We start from the raw sequence: 22700 nt of genomic DNA, 5'->3' as shown, positions 1-22700 counted from the left end.
CGCGTCGATTGCCTGTTCAGGCCGCGCCTTTCAGCTTCTTCGAGCATTCGCTGTAATAGCCGCCGCCCTTCTGGATCCACTGCAGCCCGCCATTGGCGTTGGTCGCCTTGTTGGCCTTGTACTGATCCGCGCACGTGTGCAAGCGGGCTCTGCCGGCGCTCTCCTTGGAATATTTCGCATCGACCGCGCTCGGAAAGACTGCGGGACCTGCCGGAGCGGAAGGCGCCGCGGCTTCCTTGGCGGCTCCCTTCTTTTCTTTCTTGGCGGCTTCCTTTGGCTCGGCGGCAGGTGCTGCAGCGGGTGCCGCGGCCGCCGGAGCGGGCGCAGCATCGGCGCCGCATTGCGCCTTGCGGAAGTCGTTCCACTTCTGGCCGCCGAGCGTGCCGGCGGCTTTGGCAGCCTGGTATTTGGCGCTGCATTCCTGCGCGGTCAGCGCCTGCGCCGGCGACGTCGTCATCGCAAACGCAGCCAACGCCGACACCGCACACGCACCCAGTATCTTTGCTTGAATAGTCATCCCTGGTCTCCTTGGGGATAGTCATCTGCGGCAACTATCCTAGCGCAACCACAGCTTGCGACAACGCATCGGGCGATCCCTGTGGTAAAAATTTTTTGGCGCCGACGATGCACCACCTGCCTTCGCATTCAGCCCGCGTTCAGCCAGCGCGGCGGGAGGTTTGTGCAGGCCTTGTGCAGACGCTACCGTTGCATTGCTGCAATCGCGTGACGCATTTGTCCGGCGTGTGCGGATTTGCCATAAGGCAGCGTGAGCCTGATCCCCACCTCGATATCTTCCGCCGTTGCCGACCGCGCCAAAATCCTTGGCACGCTCGAGACGCTCGTGATCGGCGCCGCCGGCGGCCTCTTGTTCCTATGGCTCAATTTGCCAGGCGGGCTGATTTCCGGCGCGATGGCCGCCGTCGGCATCGCCGCCATGGCCGGGAGGCCGGTGACGATGCCGCCGATCCTGACCCAGACCGTGCTGGTGCTGCTCGGCGTCACACTGGGCTCGCTGGTCTCGCGGCAGTTGATCCAGCACGTGAGCGCCTACCCCCTGACCATCGGCCTGTTGGCGCTGGCGACGTTCTGCTCGACCTTCGGCTCCAGCTTCTACCTGCAGCGCATGCATGCCTGGGACAAGACTTCGGCGCTGCTCGCCGGCAGCCCCGGCGCGCTGTCGCAGATCACCATGCTGGCCGCCGAGAAGGGCGCCGATGTCGCCGCAATCGCGGTGGTGCAGACCATGCGCGTGATCATCCTGACCGCGGCCCTGCCGCTGCTGCTGGCGCTGACCGGCATCGCACCCTCTGCGCCGGTGGAGGTGGCGAGCCTGATTGCCTCGCCGCTCGAACTCGCCGTGCTGGCCGGCGCCGCCATCGCGGTTGCACTGCTGCTTCGGCTCGCCAATTTTCCAGCCAGCTGGATGTTCGGCGCGATGATCGCCTCGGCCGTGCTGCACGGCACCGGCCTGATCGAGGGCGGCCTGCCGCCCTGGATGCGCGGCGTGGCGCTGGTCGGTATCGGCGCCCTGATCGGCACGCGCTTTGCGCGGATTAGCAGGTCGACGCTCGTCAGCCACATCAATGCCGGCCTGGGCTCGTTCGCGGTCGCCATCGTCATTTCAGCCGTTTTCGTCACGGTGGTCGTGCTGACCACCCATGTGCGCTTTGCCGACGTCGTGGTGGCGTTTGCACCCGGCGCGATGGACGCCATGCTGGCGTTGGCGCTCACGCTGCATATCGATCCGATCTTCGTCGGCGCCCATCATCTGTCACGCTTCGTGTTCGTCTCGATCACGACGCCGGGCATCGTGCATCTGTTCGGACGGCCGCAGGAGGATGTGGACGATTGAGCGGCCAGGTCCGGTAGTCTCGTCCCCGCAATGACGAGCTCAAAGCGGCGCCGCGCTCTCGCCCTGCGTGCTCGACAGCTTCGAGGCGAGCGAGGCGATCACGATCACCACGGCGATCAGCGCGATCACCATGGTGCAGATCGCATTGATCTCGGGCTTCACGCCGAGCCGCACCTCGGAATAGATCCGGATCGGCAGCGTCGCCGAGCCGGGACCGGTGGTAAAACTCGCGATCACGACGTCGTCGAGCGACAGCGTGAAGGCCAGCATCCAGCCTGCCGCAATCGCGGGAACGATGAGCGGCAGCGTCACGCGAACGAATGCCTGCACCGGATTGCAGCCGAGATCCATCGCCGCCTCCTCCAGGCTGCGGTCGAGCGAGGCCAGGCGCGACTGCACCACCACGGTGACGAAGCACATCGTTAGCGTGGTATGAGCAATGGTCACTGTCCAGAAGCCGCGCTCGGCATTCAGCGCCACGAACAATAGCAGCAGCGATAGCCCCGAGATCACCTCGGGCATCACCAGCGGCGCATAGAGCATGCCGGAAAACAGCGCCCGACCCCTGAACCGTTCGCCGCGCGCCAGGCCTACGGCTGCCAGCGTGCCGAGCAGCGTCGCTGATGTGGCCGATACCGCGGCAACGCGCAGGCTCATCCAGGCGGCGTCCAGCATGGCGCGGTCGTTGAAGAATTCGTAATACCAGCGCAGCGACCAGCCACCCCACACCGTCACCAGCCGGGAGGCGTTGAACGAATAGATGACGAGAATGACGATCGGCAGGTACAGGAACGCCAGCCCCAGCGCCAGCGAGGTGACGTTGAACGGCGACATCCTGTTGACCCGCCGGGCCATCACTTCGCGCCCTCCAGCGTCCGGCGCTGCAGCCGGTCGTACAGCACCAATGGCGGCACCAGCAGAACCAGCAGCGCCACCGCGGCTGCAGCGGCGACCGGCCAATCCTTGTTGGTGAAGAACTCCAGCCACAGCGTCTGGCCGATCATCATCGAACCGGAGCCGGCCAAAAGATCCGGGATGACGAACTCGCCGAGGATCGGGATGAAGCAGAGCAGCGCGCCGGCGCCGACGCCCGGTAACGACAGCGGGAACGTGACCAGCCAGAATGCCTGCCGCGGCGACGCACCAAGGTCGGCTGCCGCCTCGAGCAGCGAGGCGTCCAGCTTGGAGAGCGTCGCATAGAGCGGCAGGATCATGAACGGCAGATAGGAATAGACGATGCCGATATACATCGCGGTATCGGTCGACAGCCACACCACTGGTGCCGAGACCAGGCGCAGCGTCAGCAACGCCTGATTGAGCAGGCCGTCATGCTGCAGGATGTTGATCCAGGCATAGATGCGGATCAGGAACGAGGTCCAGAACGGCACGATCACCAGCATCATCGCGATCGGCTGCCAGCGCTGCGGCAGCCGCGCCATGCCGTAAGCGATGGGGTAACCGATCAGGAGCAAGAACAATGTCGAGGTTACGGCAACGACGAGGCTGCGCAGATAGGAACTGATGTAGAGACTGTCGGAAGCTAGCAGCCCGAAATTGTCGAGCGATAGCTGCGCGAAGGCCGCCTTGATCGCGGCCCATCCTTCGGAGAAATCGAACACGGGCACATAGGGCGGTTGCGCAATGGCGGTCTGCGACAGGCTGATCTTCAGCACGAAGCCGAACGGCACCAGGAAGAACAGCACCATCCAGAGATATGGCGCGATGGCGGCATAGCGCGCCGGCTGTGCAAAGATGCGGCGCGCGCTCATCGTTCCAGCACCACGCAATCGTCCGGCGTGAACCACGCCACCACGCGCTGGCCCGCGCTGCAGGTATCGGTATCGCGCCGGCTGGTATTGGCCACCGACGAGCGCACCACCGCACCGGTGTCGAGCTTGACCTTGTAGACGGTCGACCCGCCGAGATAGCTGACATCGGTGATGACGCCTTCGAGCCGGTTGATCGCCTGCGAACCGGCCGCATCCGGCGCCGGGCCCCGGCGCGACAATTTCACCTTCTCCGGGCGGATCGCGACCGAGACCTGTGTCTTCGTGACGGGCTGACGCGGCTCGGAGACCACGATGGTCCCAGCATCGCGAGTCGCAATCGTCAGGCGATGATGCTCGCGCGAGGTGACGTCGCCGTCGAACAGGTTGACGTCGCCGACGAACTCGGCGACCCAGCGCGAGGCGGGCGCCTCGTAGAGGTCGCGCGGGGTGGCGACCTGTTCGAGCCGGCCGGCATTCATGACGCCGATCCGGTTCGCCATCGTCATCGCCTCTTCCTGATCGTGGGTGACGACGATGAAGGTCATGCCGAGCCGGCGTTGCAGCTCCATCAGTTCCTGTTGCGTGCTCTCGCGCAGCTTCTTGTCGAGCGCGGCCAGGGGCTCATCGAGCAGCAGGACCTTTGGTCGTCGCGCCAGCGAGCGCGCCAGCGCCACGCGCTGCTTCTGGCCGCCGGAGAGCTGATCGGGCTTCCGCTTCTCCATGCCCTCAAGCTTGACCAGCGTCACCATTTCGTCGACGCGGGTATCGATGGCGGCGCGGACCATCCCGGCGCGCTTCAGGCCGAACGCGATATTATCCCGCACCGAAAGATGCGGAAACAGCGCGTAATTCTGAAACATCATGTTGACGGGCCGCTCATGCGGCAACACCGGCGCGATGTCGCGGCCACCGAGCAGGATGCGGCCCTCGTCGGGCGTCTCGAAGCCGGCGAGCATACGCAGCAGCGTGGTCTTGCCGCAGCCGCTTGGGCCGAGCAGCGCGAAGAATTCCCCGGCCCTGATGTCGAGCGAGAGCCGGTCCACCGCGCGGAAGGTGCCGAACTTCTTGGAGACTGCCTCGATGCGGAGCAGCGGCGCGTCGGTCGCCGCCGCATCGGCGTGTCCGGCCGATACCTCGATATTCCGCGTGTCGATATCAGGCGCTTCCTCGGTCATGTCACCTGCCTGGGCCCATCGTGGCCGCACGCTAGCGGCGGATCGGCATCCGCTCAACCGGCTGGAGAGGGGCAGCCACAATATTGTGGATGCCGCAGCGCTCGTCTCTGCTAGGCTTGCCGACCCTCGGGCCCAAGGACAAGAAAATGAACCGGGACAGATATGACCTGCCGCTGACAACCAACTCGGATCGCGCCGCGGCGCATTACCGCGACGGCGTCGACTGCATGCTGTCGGCCTGGCACGGCGCGGAGGACGCCTTCGACAAGGCAATCGCGGAAGATCCGGGATTTGCGCTGGCTCATATCGGGCGTGCGCGGCTGCACCAGCTCAACATGGAGGGCGGCAAGGCGCGTGCTCTTGCCGCGCAGGCCCGTGAACTGGCCGCGGGCGCCAGCCCTCGCGAAAAGAGCCATGTCGAGATCATGGCCGCCGTGATCGAGAGCAAGCCGAAACTGGCCCTGACCGGCGCCGAGGCGCATCTCGATGAATATCCGCGCGACGCACAGGTGCTGTCGATCCCGCTCGGCGCGTTCGGTCTCTACGCGTTCTCGGGCCGTCCCGACCACGACGCCGCCAAGCTCGCGATCTGCGAACGCCATGCACGGCATTATGGCGAAGACTGGTGGTTCGTCTCTTATCTCGGCTGGTCGCACACCGAGGCAGGAAATCTCTCCGCCGGGCGGACGCTATCCGAGCGCGCGATGGGTTTGCGAGCGGCCAATGCCAATGCCGCGCACGGCCTGTCGCACGCCATGTTCGAGCAGGGCGACATGGCAGCGGGCCGCCAATTTCTGTCGCAGTGGATGCCCACGCATGATCGCCAGAGTTTTCTGCACGGGCATCTGGCCTGGCACGTCGCGCTGACCCTGCTCGACGCCGGCAATCTCGACGGCGCGCTTGCGATCTACGAACAGCATATCAAGCCGGCGGGCCGCCCCTACCCGCCGCTGAACATCTTCACCGATGGCGCCTCGCTGCTGTGGCGGCTCGCGCTGGCCGGCCAGACCGGGCTGGAGCCGCATTGGCGCGACATGGCTGCCTACGGCGAAAAATACTTTCCGCAGGCGGGCGCGCATTTTGCCGACGTGCATTTTGCGCTGGCTACCGCAATGACCGGCGGCGATGCGCTGGATGCGCGGCTGGCGCAGCTCGAAGCGCGCGACGCCGATGGCAAGCTGCTGCCCGGCCGCGTAGCCATCGAACTTTGCCGCGGTATCAGGGCATTTGCGGCAAGCGATCATGCGGAGGCGATCCGCCTGCTCGAGCCTGCCGTTGCCGAACTGGCGCGGATCGGCGGCAGCCACGCCCAGCGCGAATTGTGGGAGGACACGCTGATCGTCGCCTATATGCGCGCAGGTCACGGCGACAAGGCCGCGAGCCGCATCTCGGGGCGGCTCGACCGCAGGCCATCGGCACGCGACGAAGCCTGGGCGCGCGCGGCGCAACGAAACTAGGCTCGCCGCTGCATCAGGTCCGCCGTTCGACCGCAAATACCTCGACGGCGGCCGCCCGGCCCCGCAAGCGAACCTCGCCGAGCGCTTCGACGGAAAAGGCCGGCTTGAGCTTCATGTGACGCAGCAAATCGGCAGAGACCAGCAAATTCCGGCCGGCCTCCTTGCAGTGCTCCTGCAGCCGCGCCGTCACGTTCACGGTATCGCCGAAATAGGCAAGCTGGCGGCGTGAGCTGCCGCACTCGCTGATCGCTACGTGACCGGCATGCAGGCCGGCGCGAAAGCTCGGCACCATGCCGAACTCCTGCCTGTAGAAATCAGCTCGTTCCGCGATGCTGTCCGCAATCGCGAAGAAGCAATCGATGCAGCGCCCACCCGACATCCTGTCATCGAGCGGCCAGGTCACGATGACCTCATCGCCAACATAGGCGTGGACCTCGCCGCCATGCGCGACGATCGCATCGTCGATGTCGAAGAAGAAGCGAGTGAGCAGGCCCTGCACGCGCAGCTCGCCCATCGATTCGGCGAGCGAAGTCGAGCTGGCAAGGTCGAGAAACATCAGCACGCGCGCTTCCCGCACCGGGCTTCGGTAGCGCCCAAGCGCTATATTGAACAGCACGCGGCTGCCGACCAGCCGTGTCAGCTCAAAGGCTGACATGACGATCAGAGACGCGAAGAAGCTAATCGCAACGATGCCGGGAAACTGTTCGATCAACCACTTCGTCTTGATCGATTCCCAGTACAGCGTCACCTGCAAGACCAGCGCCGCGCTGGCGACGACGATAGCCATGGTCGCGGAGCGCACCGCCAGATCCATCAGCAGCGGCCATTTGCTGATCCACTCACTTCGTCGCGACGTGAAGTAGAGATGAACACCCCAGGCGGCGAACGTGATGCCCATCCCATGCATCATGCTCCTAAGATAGTACGGCAAGGTTGCTTCGCTCGGATCGTCAAGAAAATAGCGATAGGCTATTCCCCCGAACAAGCCGATCATCGCCAGCAAAGCAGTCGGCCTGATCACGCGCCGCATATTGATTCATCCCAGTCTTGAAGCGGCCATGAACACTGCGAGGGCGTCGCGATCCTCAGGATCCATGGTGAGGCCAAGCTTGGTGCGCCGCCACAAAATATCGTCCGGAAAACGCGCCCATTCCTTTTGCATGAGATAGCGCACTTCGGCGCCCGTCAATTCCGGCCCGAAGGCCGGGCCGAGTTCGCTGCGTTCTTTGGCCTCGCCCAGGATTTCCTTGACGTCTGTTCCGTAGGCGGCAACCAGCCGCCTCGCCTGCTCCTCGCCGAGAAACCGCCAGCGGTCGCGGACGTCCTCGACCTCGTTGTCGAAGCGATCCCAGGCGAAATCGCCGCCGGGCAGCGGCGTCTTGGCGGTCCAGCGCACCGACATCGGATAGAACGGCGTCAGTTCCGAGACCGCCCGCTCGGCGCGCAGCCGCGAGGTGGTAACGTCGCCGCCGAACACCGTGAGCAGCGGCGCCTTGCCGCGCCCATGGTCGAGCAAGATCGCCCCGTCGCGCCCGCTCGCGGCGGGCCGCACCATGTTGGCGCCGGAAAGCGTACGCACCACGTCGACCGTCTCGACCCGCTCGCGGAAATAGCGGTTCGCCGCATCGCAGAGATAGGCGACGTCGCCAGCCGCCATCGCGACGATGGCGGGATCGCCGTTGAAGGCATGGCTGACGGTGCCGATCAGGGTAAAATCGCGCTCATAGGGACTGGCGAAAATCAGCCGGCCGTCATTGTTCTGGAACACATAGATGTTGTCGCTGTCGAACAGACGGCGGACGACGATCTGGTCCATCTGCACGGCGGCAAGCTTCGGCGGCGGCACGCGCAACACCGTCTCGGCAACGGACGGCGTCCAGGCGCCGGTGGCGTTCGCGACCGCCCTTGCCGTGACCACCTGGCGAAAACCGCGATCGATCGTCACCAGCCGCCATTCCCTGCCGCGTTCGGCCCGGCTGCAGCGCGCGCCGGTGCGAATCACCGCGCCGCGCGCCGCGGCATCGACGGCGGTGAGAACCACCAGGCGCGAATCGTCCACGACGCAGTCGGAATATTCAAAGGCGGTGCCGAACGGCCGCTTCAGCGCATTGCCGATGGGATGATGCGTGACGTCGACGGTCGCCGAGGCCGGCAGGCCGCTGCGCGAGGCCAGCCGGTCGTAGAGCAGGAGCCATGAGCGCAACTGCCAGTCCGGACGTTCATCCGAATGGGCCGGGATCGCAAAGCGCATCGGACGCACCAGATGTGGCGCGATCCTGAGCCAGGTGTCGCGCTCGGCGAGCGCGGAACGAACGCGCAGGAAATGGCGGCGCTCCAGCCCCGCAAGATCGCCATGGATCAGCCGCGGCGAGGCCGACGAAGCGCCCGCGCCGAGATCGCCTTGCTCCAGCAGAATGACGCGCAAGCCACGGCCGACGGCGTCGCGCGCGATGCTGACGCCGTTCAGCCCGCCGCCAATGATCGCGAGATCGTAGTCCGCCATACGCGAGCGCTACTGGAGAGAATCTGACTTCACTACACTAGGGCATGATGGCCAAAAGTGGATGTCGCTCGCGAAATCAGGCGCTGGCGAGCTTGCGTTCGGTCTCGACGTCGTTGGCGGCGCTGCGACCGACCAACGCCGCGTAGTGGCCGATCGGCTGGGGCTTGCCGAGCAGATAACCCTGCACCGCATCACAGCCCTCGTCGGCGAGGAAGCTGAGCTGTTCCTGGGTCTCCACGCCTTCGGCGACGATCGACATTTCCAGGCCGTGGCCGAGATCGATGACGGCGCGAACGATCGCCGCCGATTGCGGATTGCGCCCGAGATTCATGACAAAGGCGCGGTCGATCTTGATCTTGTCGAACGGGAACGCCTGCAGATAGCTCAGCGAGGAATAGCCGGAACCGAAATCGTCCATCGAGATCCGCACGCCGAGCGACTTCAGCCGTCTCAGCAAGGCGAGACCGCGGTCGAAATCCTCGATCAGCACGCCCTCGGTGATTTCGAGTTCGAGCCGGTCGGGCGCCAGTCCCGTCTCGAGCAGGATCGAATGCACCAGGCTGACGACGTCGCCGTGCATGAACTGCGCCGGCGACAGGTTAACCGCGATCTGCATCGGCACCGGCCAGGAGGCCGCCTCCCGGCAGGCTTCGCGCAGGATCCAGTCACCCATCTCAACGATCAGGCCGCTTTCTTCGGCGAGCGGAATGAATTCGCCGGGCGACACGAAACCGCGCACCGGATGGATCCAGCGCGCCAGCGCCTCGAAGCCAATCACCTTGCTGGTACCGATCGTCGGCCCCGCCGCGGCCTGCGGCTGGTAATACAGCGACAATTCGCCGTTCCGGATCGCCATCGAGAGGTCCTGGTGCAGCACGCGGCGGTCGCGGATCTGCTGGTCCATCTCCGGCTCGAAAATGCTGATCGACCCGCGCGACTTCTGCTTGGCGCGGAACAGCGCCGCGCCGGAATTGGCGAGCAGGGAAGCAGCGTCCGAACCGTTATGCGGAAATACCGAGATGCCGGTGGTGACCCCGGTTCGCACCGACTTGCCGTCGATCACGAATTCGTCCGACAGCGTTTGCGCGAGTTTCTCGGCCAGCACCTTGCCCGCCTCCGGCTGCTTGCCGTCGATGATCAGGCCGAACTCGTCGCCGGACAACCGGGCGACCACGCCGCCGCGGGCGCAGGCCTGGATGCGGCCAGCGACCTTGATCAGGAGCTTGTCGCCCATCGCGTGGCCGAACACGTCGTTGATTTCCTTCAGGCCATCGAGGTCGACGCACAACACCGCGAATTCCTCGTCCGTGCCGGCGCAGGCCTCGATCATCTGGGCCAGCGCCTGCAGGAAGGCGGCGCGGTTCGGCAGGTCCGTCAGGCCGTCATGATAGGCCATGTGCGCCATCCGCGACTCGGTCTGGCGGCGGTCGGTGACGTCCTCATGGGTCTTGATCAGGTATTGCGGCTCGCCGGCCTCATCGAGCACGGTCATGCGGCGGGTCAGAAACAGCCGCAAGCCATCCTTGGTGGAGATCGGGTGCTCTTCGGTCAGCAGGCTGCGCTTCTTGATCGCAGCCTCGTCGCGCGCGATGATCAGTTTGGCCTCGCGCGGATTGAAGATGTCGGCGGCGGTCAGGCCGGTGGCGTCCTCGCGGCGGCGATTGAGAATGGTCTCGGCGCTGCGGTTGGCGAGTAGATAGCGCCCGTCGCTGACGCGCTCGACGATCAGCGACACCGGGATGTTGTCGACCACCAGCTCGAGGAATTTCTTGGTATTTTCGAGTTCGCGCGACAGCGACCGCCGGTCGGTGACGTCATCGAACAGCGTGATCAGGAATTCCGGCTTGTTGTTCTCGTTGCGCGCCACCACGCGGTTAGACGAGAGGATGCGCTCGTCGTCGCCGCGTTCGACGCTGTATTCGCTGCGATGATAGCCTTCCGGCGCCGCCAACGCCGCCCGGTCCGCCGCCTCAATGCTCTTTGCGGTTTCGGGGCGGAAAATCTCGTCGGCGCGCTTGCCGACGATGTGATCGCGGGAGAAGCGCGAAAAGCGCTCGAACGCGCGGTTGGCGAAGATGTAGCGGCCGTCCTCGATGTTCTTGGCGGCGACGCAGACCGGAACGTTGTCGAGCACCGATTCCAGAAACTTGGTGGTCGATGCCAACTTGCGCGACAGCTGGCGTTGTTCGGTGTAGTCCTCGTGCGTTCCGATCGTCCCGCCATTGGGCAGGCGGAAGATCTTCGAGAGCACCGATCGCCCGTCCGGCAGTTCGGTGACGACGCCTTCGGGGCGGCGGGCCAGCTTGCCGAACTCCTCGACGGTGAGATCGAGCAGCCCGCGCGCGCGCCGCAGTTCGAGCAGTTCGCGGCCGGTCATGCGGCTCGAAATCTCGGCGCGGCTCAGCCCATACATTTCCAGAAAGCGATCGTTGCAGAAGACCACGCGGTTTTGCGCGTTGGTCATCATCACGCCCTGGTTGAGGTTGTTCAGCGCCGAACTGATGAAGGCGCTGCGCTGCATTTGCGCGCGCTTCGCCCCACGCAACGCCGCCAGAATCCAGATGCCGATCGCAGCCAGGAAGGAGACGACGACGATTCCGCCGATCAGGAATTCCCACACCCTATTCGGATCGAATTCGCCGATATAGCCCGCCGGTGCAAAGCCCGCCGAAGGGCCGGCGCCCCACGCCATTCCGCACGGCATGGCGGTGGCGAGCAGACAGACGAGGGCCTGCGCCGGAATCGAATTCTTCCGTCCTACCTGCCAGTTCCTGTCAGCCATTACCGCCCCGAGGTTTGCGGGCGGAGTGTCTGGCTTGACGAGTTTGGATCGGGTAAACGCCTACCCGTGCAATTCTAAAATGTGACCCAAATTACGGCAATTGGCCTGACATGATTAATGCTTTACTAACGGGACTGCGTTGGCGGCGTATGTCGAGACAAACCAATGGGTTGTTCGACGGCTTCAGCGAACGAAGCTGTCATCACCGAGCGTGGCAAGCGCCGATTCCTGCGCCAGATTTCCGAGCCTGAAGCAGACATGGACAAGGTCGATTGCGTCGTCATCGGAGCGGGGGTCGTCGGGCTCGCGATCGCCCGACGGCTGGCCCAGTCGGGCCGCGAAGTGATCGTGCTCGAGGCCGCCGAGGGTATCGGCACCATCATCTCCTCGCGCAACAGCGAGGTGATCCACGCCGGGATCTATTACCGCGCGGGCAGCCTGATGGCGCAGATGTGCGTCAGCGGCAAACGTGCGCTCTACCGGTATTGCCGCGACCACGGCATCCCGCACCGCAACTGCGGCAAGCTGATCGTGGCGACGACGCCGAAGGAAACCGAAAAGCTGCAATCGATCCGCGCTCATGCCGAAGCCAATGGCGTCGGCGACATGCAATTGCTCACGGGCGAGGCGGCGCGCGAACTGGAGCCGGCGCTGAATTGCGATGCGGCGCTGCTTTCGCCGTCCACCGGCATCATCGACAGCCACGCCTACATGCTGGCGCTGCGGGGCGATGCGGAGGAAGCCGGCGCGGCTTTCGCATTCCACACCCCGCTGTTGCACGCTCAGGCCAGCGGCGGCCGGATCGAAATCGAGGCCGGTGGCGATGCGCCGATGACGCTTGCATGCAACCTGCTCGTCAATTCGGCTGGCTTAAGCGCGCCCGCCGTCGCGCGCAGCATCGAGGGCATGCCGATCGAAATGATTCCTTGCGCCTATCTCGCCAAGGGAAATTATTTCAGCTGCAGCGCACGGGCCCCATTTTCACGGCTGATATATCCGGTGCCGGAGCCCGGCGGATTAGGCGTGCACCTCACCCTCGACATGGCCGGACAGGCCCGGTTCGGCCCCGACGTCGAATGGGTCGAGAGCATCGACTATGCGGTGGACCCTGCCCGCGCCGAACGATTCTATCCCGCGATCCGGCGCTACTGGCCGACGCTGCCGGACGGCGCGCTGATGCCAAGCTATTCCGGAATCCGGCCGAAGATCGTGCCGCCGGCCGTCGCCACGCAGGATTTTCTGATCCAGGGCCCCGCCGATCATGGCGTGGCCGGATTGATCAACCTGTTCGGTATCGAATCGCCAGGGCTGACGTCGTCGCTCGCGATCGCCGATCATGTCGGCACGCTGGCCGAACGCTGAACGGGCCCGTACAAGCATCATCAGCCCGATGAGCGCATCTGCGCCCATCGGCTGGCTGCGTGGCGTTTCGAATACTCTGTGGGACTGGTTAGTGGAGGGTTTCGTCGGCGGTTTGTTTCAACCGCTCGATCTGGTCCTTGACCATTAGCTTGCGGCGCTTCAACTCGACAATTTGCAGGTCGTCTGTGGAAAGGTGCACGAGCGCTTCGTGCAATTCGTTCTCGAGGATCTTGTGTTTACGTTCAAGTTCAACAAGATGCGCCTGTAGAGCCATACGAAATCTCCTCGGTGGGTGAAACCTCAGATTCGATCCGGACGGCGGAGTGTACACCAGCCCCGGAATCTGTCGATGGGATTTCCAGAAGCGAGCCTCCTCATATTTTCGGATTTATCTGTAACCAATCGTGACTATGGAACCGGGTCAGCTTGCGGAGCGGCCGCGCAGCGACGATATTCACCGCCAGCCTTCGAAGAATCCGTTCGCAACCTGATCGCGCTTTCAGCTAACGTACACCATGACCGACGAAGATGAGCGCGAGCTTGAGAACGAGCTCGCCCGCCTGCAGCAGGAGCATCGCGATCTCGATGCGGCGATCGACGCGCTGCATCAGTCGCCGGCACCGGACTTGTTACGGCTCCAGCGGCTGAAGAAGCGCAAGCTGCAATTGCGCGACCGCATCGCCTTCATCGAAGATCAGATCACGCCTGACATCATCGCCTGACCGTTGCGCTGGCTTGGTTCGGCCAGTTCGGCGCGCAAAATCGTCAGCGTTTCGGCAGATCGTTTTTCCCCGACATCCACACCCCGGCGACGGGGGCGACGCTCGCGCCGGGCGGCCGGCGCAAAAACAGGCTGTCGATGGCCGATGCGCCTTGACTCCATGAGAACAAAAAGAGAACATATCTCCCTGCCGCCAGCCCAGGGAGTCTGCCATGTCCGCCCCTTCACCCCTGTCCGACAACAGCCGTTACGAGCAGGCCTGCGACCAGGCCATTGCGATGTGCGACGGCAATCTGCGCTCGACCATCAAGGCGCTGATCATGGCGAACGAGTATCTGGAAATCGAGCTGGAGGAATTGCAGGCGGCCATCGCCGCCGGCTGCGTGCCGGCGAGAGCCTCCCGTGTGGAAAGCGACGCCGCCTGATCATTCAAACCCGGAGCAAGACAATGGCCGATGTCACCTACTACGTCGCAATGCCATTCCTGCAGGACGATAGCGGCTCGCCGGTGGCGGGCGCAGCGGAAGAATGCCAGAGCCCGACCGCTGCGTTGCGCCGTGCCGAGACGATGTCGCGGATGGCCGGCAGCATCGGTGCCGTCGCCTTCAGCCGCAGCGGCGATCCCATGATCGGCGAATTCGGCGACGCGAAACTGCTGCGCACGTTCGGCAATGTGCCGGACGATCTCAGCGGGTTGTGACGGACCGCTGATCGGAGTTCGCCGGGTGGGCAATGCGCAAGCGTGCCCATCACCTTCTTTAACGCTTGTCTGATGGTGGGCACGGCGCTTCGCGCCTTTGCCCAGCTACATATTCTGCGAATTCGCTTCATGCCGCCGCAGGGCCTTGCGCACATACATGGCGCTGTCGGCCGCTTCCAGCGCGCGGCTGACTTCGGAGTGGGTATCGAGAACGGAGACGCCCGCGGAAGCGCCCGCAGTGATGGTGCGACCAGCGAACACGAAGGTGAGGCGATCGATCGCTTCTTCAAGCGCGGCCGCCTTGGCCCTGGCGTCGGTCTCGCTGAGATTCCAGAGCAGCAGTGCGAACTCGTCGCCGCCGAGCCTGCCGACCACGTCGGAAGCGCGCACCTGCGCCAACAGCGCCGCGACAATGGCCTTGAGCACCTGGTCGCCCGCGGCATGTCCGAAGGCATCATTGATCGGCTTTAAGCGATCGACGTCGAGCACGACCAGGGCGCCGGAGGCGCGGTAGCGTTTGATGTAAGCGATCGCGCGATGGAGCTCGCGCTCGAAGCCGCGCCGGTTCGGGATGCCCAGCAGGAAGTCGGTATCGGCGGAGGCCTGAAGTTCCTCGATCTGCGCCTGCGTCTGGGCCAGTTGCGCCCTCAACCGGCGAATCGTCGTCTTGGTGTCGTTGGAGGTGGCCGGCGGCCGGGAGGTCGGTGCGGAGGATCGCCGCGGTGCGGATTTTTGCCCGGAAGCCGCGCTTTTGGGCCGTTTTCCGGCCCTGGAGGCGGTCGCCCTGGTTTTCTTCTTCATGGCCTTCCCTGTGCAGGCACGCTTATGAAGGCTTGCCGGGATTCACCAAGACAGGATAGTCCATTCCTGATCCCTTGCCACGCCTTGGATGAGCCCCTGGCCGATCCTATAATCGGCCTATGTTTCTGGATTCCCGGACAGAATTGACGAGATGACCGCACCGATCGCCATCATTATGGGCAGCCAGTCCGACTGGGAGACCATGCGCCACGCCGCCGAGACCCTGGCCGCACTCGGGGTCGACTGCGAAAAACGCATCGTTTCGGCCCACCGGACCCCGGACCGGCTATTTGCCTTCGCCAAGGGCGCCAAGGCCGCCGGCTTCAAGGTGATCATCGCTGGCGCCGGCGGCGCCGCGCATCTGCCGGGCATGGCGGCGGCCCTGACCGAACTGCCCGTCTTCGGCGTTCCCGTTGAATCCAAGGCGTTGTCGGGGGTCGACTCGCTCTACTCGATTGTGCAGATGCCAGCCGGCGTTCCCGTCGGCACGCTGGCGATCGGCAAAGCCGGCGCCGTCAACGCCGCCCTGCTCGCGGCCAGCGTGCTCGCGCTGAATGACGCACCGCTCGCGGGCAGGCTCGCCGCCTGGCGCCAGCAGCAGACCGATGCGGTCAAGGAGCGTCCGGAGGGTTCGGCGTGACGGCTTCAGGCAAGGTGAAGCTGAAGCCGGGCGACACCATCGGAATTCTCGGCGGCGGACAATTGGGCCGGATGCTGGCCATGGCGGCGGCGCGCCTTGGCCTCAAGTGCCAGGTGTTTTCGCCGGATCCGGATTCGCCCGCCTTCGATGTGGTGCTGAACGCAACCTGCGCCGAATACGCCGATGTCGAGGCGCTGGAGTTGTTCGCCAACGATGTCGACGTCATCACCTATGAATTCGAGAACGTGCCGGCCGCCACCGCCATGGTGCTGAATGCGCGGCGTCCGGTCTTGCCGGCGCAGAAGATCCTGGAGACCACGCAGGACCGGCTGATCGAAAAGGATTTCGTCAAGCGGCTCGGCATCGGCACCGCCGACTATGCCGACGTATCGTCGGTGGAAAGCCTGCAGAGCGCCATTGCCCGCATCGGCCTTCCCGCCGTGATCAAGACCCGCCGCTTCGGTTACGACGGCAAGGGCCAGGCGATCATTCGCGAGGGCGATAATCCGGCCCAAGTCTGGGAAGACCTCGGCACCAAATCCGCGATTCTCGAAGCCTTCGTTCCCTACGAGCGCGAGGTCTCCGTGATCGCCGCGCGCGGAGCGGACGGTACGGTCGAGTGTTACGACGTCACCGAAAACGAGCACCGCGATCACATCCTTAAATTCTCGCGCGTGCCGGCGGCGATTTCGGATGAGTTGGCGGCACAGGCGCGTGCCGTCGCCGAGAAGATCGCCCATGCGCTCGACTATGTCGGCGTGCTCGCGGTCGAGTTGTTCGTCGTTGGCGGAAACGGCGGACCGCACGTGCTGGTCAACGAGATCGCGCCGCGGGTGCATAATTCCGGGCACTGGACGCTGGATGGCGCCTCGGTCTCGCAATTCGAGCAACACATCCGTGCGATTGCCGGCTGGCCGCTCGCCAAGCCGGTTCGTCACGGCGAGATCGTCATGACCAACCTGATCGGCGACGATATCCTCGACTACGAGCAGTGGCTGACGGTGCCCGGCGCCACCGTGCACCTCTACGGCAAGGGCCCGCCCCGGCCGGGCCGCAAGATGGGCCATGTCACCGAAGTGGTCCCGGCGAGCAACAAATAGCGCGGTGTGCTCGCCGAGTTCGGTTGCAGATCAGGCCGTCCTTACGCCTTCCACGATGCCGACCGGCTCCTCGCTGAGCCAGCGATAGAGCACGCCACCAAGCGCACCGCCGATCAGCGGTGCAACCCAGAACAGCCAGAGCTGCGCCAGCGCCCAGCCGCCGACGAACAGCGCTGGGCCCGTGCTGCGTGCTGGGTTCACCGACGTGTTGGTGACGGGAATGCTGACGAGATGAATCATCACCAGCGCAAGGCCAATCGCCAGCGGCGCAAAGCCCGCAGGCGCCTTGCCGTGGGTGGCGCCCATGATGATGAACAGGAACATCATGGTCATCACCACCTCGGTAATGAAGCAGGCCACCATGCCGTACTGACCGGGCGAATGTGCGTCATAGCCATTGGAGGCAAAGCCCTTGGCCAGATCGAAGCCAGGCGCACTGCTCGCGATCACGTAGAGCAGCGCCGCGGCCGCGACCGCGCCAATCACCTGCGCGATGACATAAGGCAGGATCTGACCGGTCGGAAAGCGGCCACCAGCTGCAAGGCCGACCGTCACGGCGGGATTGAGATGGCAACCGGAAACGTGCCCGATCGCATAGGCCATGGTCACGACGCTCAGCCCGAACGCCAGGGACACACCGACCAGGCCGATACCGACCTGCGGGAAGCCGGCGGCAATGACCGCGCTGCCGCATCCCGCAAAAGTGAGCCAGAACGTGCCGATCGCTTCAGCGGTATATTTTTTGGTATTCATACTCGCCTCCCGCATGTTTTGCGTTCCCGGATGCTAGGGAGGGCCCGTGAGGGGCTCGTTATCTGCGGAAACCGGGCCTGTATTGGCCGAATTCCGCCGATTTTCGTGACGTCCCCGGGCCGAAAACCGCCTTCTCCGGTGGACATTCGCGGTTTTGTCTGCTACATGCCCGCGCTCAGGGTTGAGGGCCAGGCCTTTCGCCGGCCCTTCACTTTACCAGAATTCCTATCCGATCAATTGAAAGAGGATGCCGCGTGCAGGTTCTCGTTCGCGATAACAATGTCGATCAAGCCCTCAAGGCGCTGAAGAAGAAGATGCAGCGTGAGGGTATCTTCCGCGAGATGAAGCTCCGCGGACACTACGAAAAGCCCTCCGAGAAGAAGGCCCGTGAAAAGGCCGAAGCCGTGCGCCGCGCGCGCAAGCTGGCCCGCAAGAAGCTGCAGCGCGAAGGCCTGCTGCCGATGAAGCCGAAGCCGGTGTTCGGCGCTGGTCCCGGTGGCGACCGTGGTGGCGCTGGCGGTCGTGGCGGCCCGGGTGCAGGTCCGCGCGGACCGCGCTGAGCGCGTTCTCAAAGAGTTCTGAATTGAAAACGCGGGCCTCGGGTCCGCGTTTTTGTTTTTGATAGCAGGCGATTCGGCCGGAATACGTCGTGCGCGTTCCGTCCGGTCTTCCGCATCACTTGCGCAAAGGCCGCGGTGACCCGCCGCGATCCGGAAAAACGTTGGACGGCAATCGCCCCGGTCGCGTTGCGGCTATTTTGGTCGATGCATTTTAGCGCCCGGCAGGTTACGAATTACTGCATCGAATCCGAAAGTCTTCCGCTGCATGGCCGTTACGGATTGCAATGCCTCTTCCCGCGCCTCGCGCTTGACGGCCGCATCTGTCGCGCTGCTCGCAACTGTTTTTGCTCTTCCTCTCTGCGGCTGTTCGTTCGACCTGGGCTCATGGGGATCGGACAAGGAAAAGCCGCAGGTCCTCGAACAGAAGCCGACCGGCACCATCAGCGGACAAAGCGTCAGTGATGCCCAGGGTCACGCGGCGCGCGGCCAGGCGCTCGCCAAGGCCGGCAAGACCGATGAGGCGATGGCTGAATTCGACCGCGCGCTCGTACTCGATCCCTACAACGTGCCGGCCCTGTATGGCCGCGGCCTGATCTATCAGGGCGAGAAGCAGCACGAGCAGGCGATCGCGGATTTCACTGCGGCCAATGGCCTGACCCCGCAACGGGTCGAGCCGCTGCTGGCGCGTGCCACCAGCTACCTCGCGATCGACAAGGCCAAGGAAGCCGCTTCCGATCTCGACGAGGCGGTGCAGACCGATCCCAACAGCGCGCAAGCCTGGTCGGCCCGTGGCGTCACCTATGAGCGGCTCGGCGACAAGGCCAAGGCGTTCGCATCCTATGGCCGTGCGCTCGCGCTCCGGCCCAAGGACGAGGCCGCGCGAAGCGGGCTTGCGCGCACCGGCGGTTAGATCTTTTCATACTGGCGCGTTTTCTTTGCGCGCAGGATGCGACCCCCGGGTCAAGCCTGGGGGCATGCTTCGCTCGAAAACGCTATGTTGGATTACCTCGGCAGCACCGAGTGGAAGATCGATTTGGCGGTCGACAGCGCGTCCTCGGCAGCCGCCGTGGCGCGCTCGCGTACGGAAGGTTCTGCGACTTCCGCACGCAGATCGAGCGGACGCGAGACGGGAATCTCGGCGGGCGGGATCGGGCGGTTCGGGTTGCCGGCGTCGGCATAAGGCGGCCGTGCCTGCGATGAAGTCTGACCCGACGAAGCCTGACCATAGGGTTCGCCGGCGGAGGAGCCCGAGACCATGATCGGCGGCGGCAGCGGACGAAGCGCGGGCGCATGCGCGGTGGCAGGCGCATTCGTGACCGCCGGCGCAGCCGCGACCTTCGGCGCCTCGGGAGCGCGGACTGTCTCGGGGCTGCGTGGCGACGTTTCGCCGTTGGCACGCAGGCGCTCGATCGCGGCACGCGCCAGATCGTTGGCATCGCGGCGCTCTTCCGGCGCAGCCGAAGTCTCGACAGGGGCGGCCGGCGCGGGCGGGGCAGCCGCCGCAACCGGAGCCGGTGAAGAATTCACAGGCTGGATCGGCGATGGCAGCACGACCCGAATTTTTTCCTTTTCACGCGGCGCCGCAGCGTGACGGCGATCGGCGTCAGCAGGGCTTTCGGCCGATTTCACGTCGGACTTGTTCGTATCGGACTTGTTCGAATCGGATTTGGCGTCGGCCTTGGCCTCAGCCTTTTCGTCGGCCTTCTGGGCCTTCTCGACCACCGCCGGCCGTTCGGCCGCGGTCTTCTCCATGATGGCCTTCTCGGAGATTCCCCGCGCCTTGACGCCTGCGGCCGGGAGATTGCTGGCCGTGCTCTCAACCGACTTGGTAGCATCAGACTTGGCATCATCAGCCTTGGCATCATCAGACTTGGCATCGGATTTGGCTTCAACCTTGCCGTCCCCCTTGGGGGTGGCAGGCGATACCGCGGCGGCGGGAGGAGCGTCCGCGGGCTTGCTCACGATGTAGTGGTTTACGATGTACGCCCCGATGACGGTCGCAGCCACCGAGGGGAAGATGTCCACCGCAAATTTCTTCAGATAATTCAGCATTCCTGCCACTCCCCGCGGGGTGCTCAATTGCCGGAACTTTGAGGCACATTGAGGGATCAACTGCGACGGATCGGTGGCAATTCAGCAGTTCCTGTGCAGGTCGAGTGGAACCAGGTTGCGTCTGTCCTTCTCCAGGCCACAGTGCAGCGTACGACGTCCCTGCCCGGCGAAGCAGACGTGGACCTGAGGTGGCGGGTCAGGGCTTCAGCTCGACCTCCAGAAACACGATCTCGCTTGTCGTCTCGTTCAGCACATCGTGCTCGACGCCGGCTTTCCGGAAATAGGATTTGCCGGCCCCGAGCTGCGCCTTGGTGCGTTCGCCGTTTGGCGCGACGATGGTCATCTCGCCCGAGGTCACCGGCACGATCACGTAATCCATCTCGTGGGTGTGATGGCCGGTGGCGCTGCCCGGCGCCAGCCGCCATTCGGTGACGCGGACTTCGGCTGTATCGACCTGAACATCGGACTTGGCGGCGAGCATATCGGGTTCACTCCGGGGCAATTACGGCACGAATACCATGAACAGGTACACGGCAAACACCACCATATGCACCAGCCCGAACAGGATGTTGGTTCGGCCGGTGCCGAAGGTGAGCATGCTCAGGAAAAACGTGAGGAGCAGCAACACCATGCCCTGACTGTTGAGCCCGAGCACGAGTTCCTTGTCGAGCACATAGGTGGCCACGCCGACCGCTGGAATGGTCAGCCCGATGGTCGCCAGCGACGATCCGAGCGCAAGATTGATGCTCTTCTGCAGATCGTTGTTGCGCGCAGCTGCAATGGCGGTGACCCCCTCCGGGAGCAGAATCAGGACCGCGACCAGCACGCCGGCAAACGCCGGTGGGGCGCCGATCATCGCGGTCACGACATCGACCACGAGCGAAAACTTCTTCGCCAGAAGCACCACCGCAAGCAAGGAGACAAGCAGCAGCGCGATGCTGAGCACCAGCATCCGGTTCGACAGGGATGACGTTTCGGTGGCAGCACCGGCGCCTCCCTTGATGAAGTAATCACTATGCCGGATCGTCTGGGTATAAAGGAACACGCCGTAGAGCATGAGCGTGACCAGGTCCACAAAGCCAAGCTGCACCGACGAATAGATCGGCCCCGGCGTTGTCAGCGTATAATTGGGCATGATCAGCGTAATCGTAGCCAGCACGAACAGCACGCTGAGATAGAGGTTCGCGCCCGAGACCTGAAAATCCTGCTCGCGGTAGCGCAGGCCGCCAATGAAGATACAGAGGCCGACGAGGCCGTTGCACACGATCATCACCACGGCAAACACGGTGTCTCGCGCCAACGCGGGCTGCGGCTTTTCGCCGAGCATGATGGTGGCGATCAGCGCGACTTCGATGATGGTGACCGCAAGCGTCAACAGCAGGGTGCCGTAGGGCTCGCCGATTCTCTCGGCGATCACCTCGGCATGGTGCACGGCGGCGAACACGGTGCCGAACAGGATCGACAGCAGTACCACCGCGAATACAAGACCACCAACGGACGGCGTGAAAGTGAGCCCGAAGCCGGTGGCCACGGCGAACAGCAGCATCGCCAGCGCGGGGAATATCCACGCCGATTGCGGCATTCGTCCGTGTGCACTCATGCGGTCAAGTTCCCAACCGGTTCGGGGATGGAAGATGCAACCGTCCCTGCATCGACCCTTTCGCAAGGTTGATGAAATTCCGCGCGATTTCAATCGCGCCGAAATTGTCCAGATCGTTATGACCGCCGCGGGCGAGGCGGACGAACCGTTTCGGCTCGTTCGCCAGCGCAAACAGCCGTTCGCCAAAGACAACGGGTATCGTGGGATCGAGTGCGCCATGCATCACGAGCAGCGGAACCCGGATCCGGCCGATGCGCTGGTCGGAGTGAAACCGATCCCGCATCAATAGCCGTACCGGCGCAAACCAGAACGCCGAAGCGGCGACGTCCACGATGGACGTATAGGGCGATTCCAGGATCAGCTTTCCGACCGGCTGTTCGGCCGCCAGCGCGACGGCGACGCCGGTGCCGAGGGAGAACCCCCACGCGACGATTCTGTCCGTGCTGTATCGCGTCGCCGTGAAGCCGTAGGCGACCGCGGCATCCTGCAGCAATCCCTGCTCGCTCGGTTGCCCGCTGGAGCCGGCGTAGCCGCGATAAGACAGCGCGACGATTCCGATCCCGTCGGCAATCAGGCCGCGAAAGCGGCCGAAGAAACCGGCGAGATAATCGCCATTGCCGTGGAAATAGAGGACGACCGGACGCCCAGGCCTCGCCGGAACATGCCAGACGATGACCCTCTCGCCATCAGCCGTGGCCAGGACATGTTCTTCAGCTTCGGGAAAACCCGCCGAAGCAGGTGCCGTGCGCGCGCTCGTCGGAGCGGGATACAGGACGGCGCGCTGCGCAAAGAACAGCGCAAGCAGACCAGAGACATAACCCGCCGAAACGATGATCAGCAGCCATTTCAGCGCGGTCATGAATTTCCTTCGAT

Annotated in this window: 24 protein-coding genes; 10 read left to right on the top strand and 14 right to left on the bottom strand. The window is 64.2% G+C overall.

What is annotated here, in order from left to right:
• Positions 1–16: 16 nt before the first annotated feature.
• Complete coding sequence (locus AC0QUY_RS18085; RefSeq protein ID WP_475387791.1) at positions 17–517, bottom strand: hypothetical protein; 501 nt, start codon at positions 515–517, stop codon at positions 17–19.
• Positions 518–772: 255 nt separating this feature from the next.
• Here AC0QUY_RS18085 and AC0QUY_RS18080 point away from each other — a divergent pair, with 255 nt between their 5' ends.
• Positions 773–1852 carry an AbrB family transcriptional regulator gene (locus tag AC0QUY_RS18080; protein ID WP_475387822.1) on the top strand — a complete coding sequence of 360 codons (1080 nt, stop codon included), beginning with the start codon at positions 773–775 and terminating at the stop codon, positions 1850–1852.
• A 39-nt stretch (positions 1853–1891) separates the two neighbouring features.
• Here the strand turns inward: AC0QUY_RS18080 and AC0QUY_RS18075 are convergent, their stop codons facing one another.
• Genes AC0QUY_RS18075 through AC0QUY_RS18065 form a run of 3 tightly spaced genes read right to left on the bottom strand, consistent with a single transcriptional unit; the run spans position 1892 to position 4796 of the window.
• Positions 1892–2707, bottom strand: a complete 816-nt coding sequence (locus AC0QUY_RS18075; RefSeq protein ID WP_475387790.1) for an ABC transporter permease — start codon at positions 2705–2707, stop codon at positions 1892–1894.
• Complete coding sequence (locus AC0QUY_RS18070; RefSeq protein WP_475387789.1) at positions 2707–3621, bottom strand: ABC transporter permease; 915 nt, start codon at positions 3619–3621, stop codon at positions 2707–2709. Before AC0QUY_RS18070 ends, AC0QUY_RS18075 begins: the two co-directional genes overlap by 1 nt.
• On the bottom strand, positions 3618–4796 hold the full coding sequence (locus tag AC0QUY_RS18065) for an ABC transporter ATP-binding protein (RefSeq protein WP_475387788.1): 1179 nt from the start codon (positions 4794–4796) through the stop codon (positions 3618–3620). The genes AC0QUY_RS18070 and AC0QUY_RS18065 overlap by 4 nt, the downstream gene beginning before the upstream one ends.
• A gap of 146 nt (positions 4797–4942) precedes the next feature.
• Between AC0QUY_RS18065 and AC0QUY_RS18060 the strand changes: the two genes are divergently transcribed.
• Positions 4943–6253, top strand: a complete 1311-nt coding sequence (locus AC0QUY_RS18060) for a tetratricopeptide repeat protein (RefSeq protein WP_475387787.1) — start codon at positions 4943–4945, stop codon at positions 6251–6253.
• Positions 6254–6266: 13 nt separating this feature from the next.
• Here the strand turns inward: AC0QUY_RS18060 and AC0QUY_RS18055 are convergent, their stop codons facing one another.
• The 3 genes from AC0QUY_RS18055 to AC0QUY_RS18045 all read right to left on the bottom strand — a co-directional run bounded on the left by AC0QUY_RS18055 (position 6267) and on the right by AC0QUY_RS18045 (position 11538).
• A complete protein-coding gene (locus AC0QUY_RS18055) occupies positions 6267–7283 on the bottom strand; it encodes an adenylate/guanylate cyclase domain-containing protein (protein ID WP_475387786.1) in 1017 nt (338 codons plus the stop codon).
• A 6-nt stretch (positions 7284–7289) separates the two neighbouring features.
• Positions 7290–8756 (bottom strand): glycerol-3-phosphate dehydrogenase, encoded by a 1467-nt coding sequence (locus AC0QUY_RS18050; protein WP_475387785.1) that lies wholly within the window; start codon positions 8754–8756, stop codon positions 7290–7292.
• A gap of 76 nt (positions 8757–8832) precedes the next feature.
• The gene (locus AC0QUY_RS18045; RefSeq protein WP_475387784.1) at positions 8833–11538 is read right to left on the bottom strand and encodes a sensor domain-containing protein; all 2706 of its coding nucleotides are present in this window, start codon (positions 11536–11538) and stop codon (positions 8833–8835) included.
• A 258-nt stretch (positions 11539–11796) separates the two neighbouring features.
• Here AC0QUY_RS18045 and AC0QUY_RS18040 point away from each other — a divergent pair, with 258 nt between their 5' ends.
• Positions 11797–12900, top strand: coding sequence for an NAD(P)/FAD-dependent oxidoreductase (locus tag AC0QUY_RS18040; protein WP_161850076.1), 1104 nt, complete (start codon positions 11797–11799; stop codon positions 12898–12900).
• A gap of 88 nt (positions 12901–12988) precedes the next feature.
• On the opposite strand, the gene AC0QUY_RS18035 is transcribed toward AC0QUY_RS18040, so the two are convergent.
• Positions 12989–13174: a YdcH family protein gene (locus AC0QUY_RS18035; protein ID WP_057858669.1), complete on the bottom strand. Its 186-nt coding sequence runs from the start codon at positions 13172–13174 to the stop codon at positions 12989–12991.
• Between the two features lie 241 nt (positions 13175–13415).
• Between AC0QUY_RS18035 and AC0QUY_RS18030 the strand changes: the two genes are divergently transcribed.
• The 3 genes from AC0QUY_RS18030 to AC0QUY_RS18020 all read left to right on the top strand — a co-directional run bounded on the left by AC0QUY_RS18030 (position 13416) and on the right by AC0QUY_RS18020 (position 14321).
• Positions 13416–13622 carry a YdcH family protein gene (locus AC0QUY_RS18030; protein ID WP_027538800.1) on the top strand — a complete coding sequence of 69 codons (207 nt, stop codon included), beginning with the start codon at positions 13416–13418 and terminating at the stop codon, positions 13620–13622.
• 211 nt (positions 13623–13833) lie between these two features.
• A complete protein-coding gene (locus AC0QUY_RS18025; RefSeq protein ID WP_057838466.1) occupies positions 13834–14046 on the top strand; it encodes a hypothetical protein in 213 nt (70 codons plus the stop codon).
• Positions 14047–14069: 23 nt separating this feature from the next.
• Positions 14070–14321: a hypothetical protein gene (locus AC0QUY_RS18020; RefSeq protein WP_475387783.1), complete on the top strand. Its 252-nt coding sequence runs from the start codon at positions 14070–14072 to the stop codon at positions 14319–14321.
• A 105-nt stretch (positions 14322–14426) separates the two neighbouring features.
• Here the strand turns inward: AC0QUY_RS18020 and AC0QUY_RS18015 are convergent, their stop codons facing one another.
• Positions 14427–15122 (bottom strand): GGDEF domain-containing protein, encoded by a 696-nt coding sequence (locus AC0QUY_RS18015; RefSeq protein WP_475387782.1) that lies wholly within the window; start codon positions 15120–15122, stop codon positions 14427–14429.
• 151 nt (positions 15123–15273) lie between these two features.
• Between AC0QUY_RS18015 and purE the strand changes: the two genes are divergently transcribed.
• Positions 15274–15762 (top strand): 5-(carboxyamino)imidazole ribonucleotide mutase, encoded by a 489-nt coding sequence (purE, locus tag AC0QUY_RS18010; RefSeq protein WP_475387781.1) that lies wholly within the window; start codon positions 15274–15276, stop codon positions 15760–15762.
• On the top strand, positions 15759–16862 hold the full coding sequence (locus AC0QUY_RS18005; protein WP_475387780.1) for a 5-(carboxyamino)imidazole ribonucleotide synthase: 1104 nt from the start codon (positions 15759–15761) through the stop codon (positions 16860–16862). The genes purE and AC0QUY_RS18005 overlap by 4 nt, the downstream gene beginning before the upstream one ends.
• Before the next feature lie 30 nt (positions 16863–16892).
• Here the strand turns inward: AC0QUY_RS18005 and aqpZ are convergent, their stop codons facing one another.
• Positions 16893–17615, bottom strand: coding sequence for an aquaporin Z (gene aqpZ / locus AC0QUY_RS18000; protein ID WP_161850082.1), 723 nt, complete (start codon positions 17613–17615; stop codon positions 16893–16895).
• A gap of 254 nt (positions 17616–17869) precedes the next feature.
• Between aqpZ and rpsU the strand changes: the two genes are divergently transcribed.
• Positions 17870–18175: a 30S ribosomal protein S21 gene (gene rpsU / locus AC0QUY_RS17995; protein WP_057838472.1), complete on the top strand. Its 306-nt coding sequence runs from the start codon at positions 17870–17872 to the stop codon at positions 18173–18175.
• 307 nt (positions 18176–18482) lie between these two features.
• Positions 18483–19085, top strand: coding sequence for a tetratricopeptide repeat protein (locus tag AC0QUY_RS17990; RefSeq protein ID WP_475387779.1), 603 nt, complete (start codon positions 18483–18485; stop codon positions 19083–19085).
• A gap of 92 nt (positions 19086–19177) precedes the next feature.
• Here the strand turns inward: AC0QUY_RS17990 and AC0QUY_RS17985 are convergent, their stop codons facing one another.
• The 4 genes from AC0QUY_RS17985 to AC0QUY_RS17970 all read right to left on the bottom strand — a co-directional run bounded on the left by AC0QUY_RS17985 (position 19178) and on the right by AC0QUY_RS17970 (position 22686).
• Positions 19178–20227, bottom strand: coding sequence for a hypothetical protein (locus AC0QUY_RS17985; protein WP_475387778.1), 1050 nt, complete (start codon positions 20225–20227; stop codon positions 19178–19180).
• A 196-nt stretch (positions 20228–20423) separates the two neighbouring features.
• A complete protein-coding gene (locus AC0QUY_RS17980; protein WP_475387777.1) occupies positions 20424–20708 on the bottom strand; it encodes a cupin domain-containing protein in 285 nt (94 codons plus the stop codon).
• Positions 20709–20729: 21 nt separating this feature from the next.
• Positions 20730–21827: a calcium:cation antiporter gene (locus AC0QUY_RS17975; RefSeq protein ID WP_475387776.1), complete on the bottom strand. Its 1098-nt coding sequence runs from the start codon at positions 21825–21827 to the stop codon at positions 20730–20732.
• Positions 21828–21831: 4 nt separating this feature from the next.
• Positions 21832–22686, bottom strand: a complete 855-nt coding sequence (locus tag AC0QUY_RS17970) for an alpha/beta hydrolase (RefSeq protein WP_475387775.1) — start codon at positions 22684–22686, stop codon at positions 21832–21834.
• Positions 22687–22700 lie beyond the last annotated feature (14 nt).

This window comes from Bradyrhizobium sp. WYCCWR15520, assembly GCF_056174665.1.
This window is presented reverse-complemented; position numbering and strand designations above follow the sequence as displayed.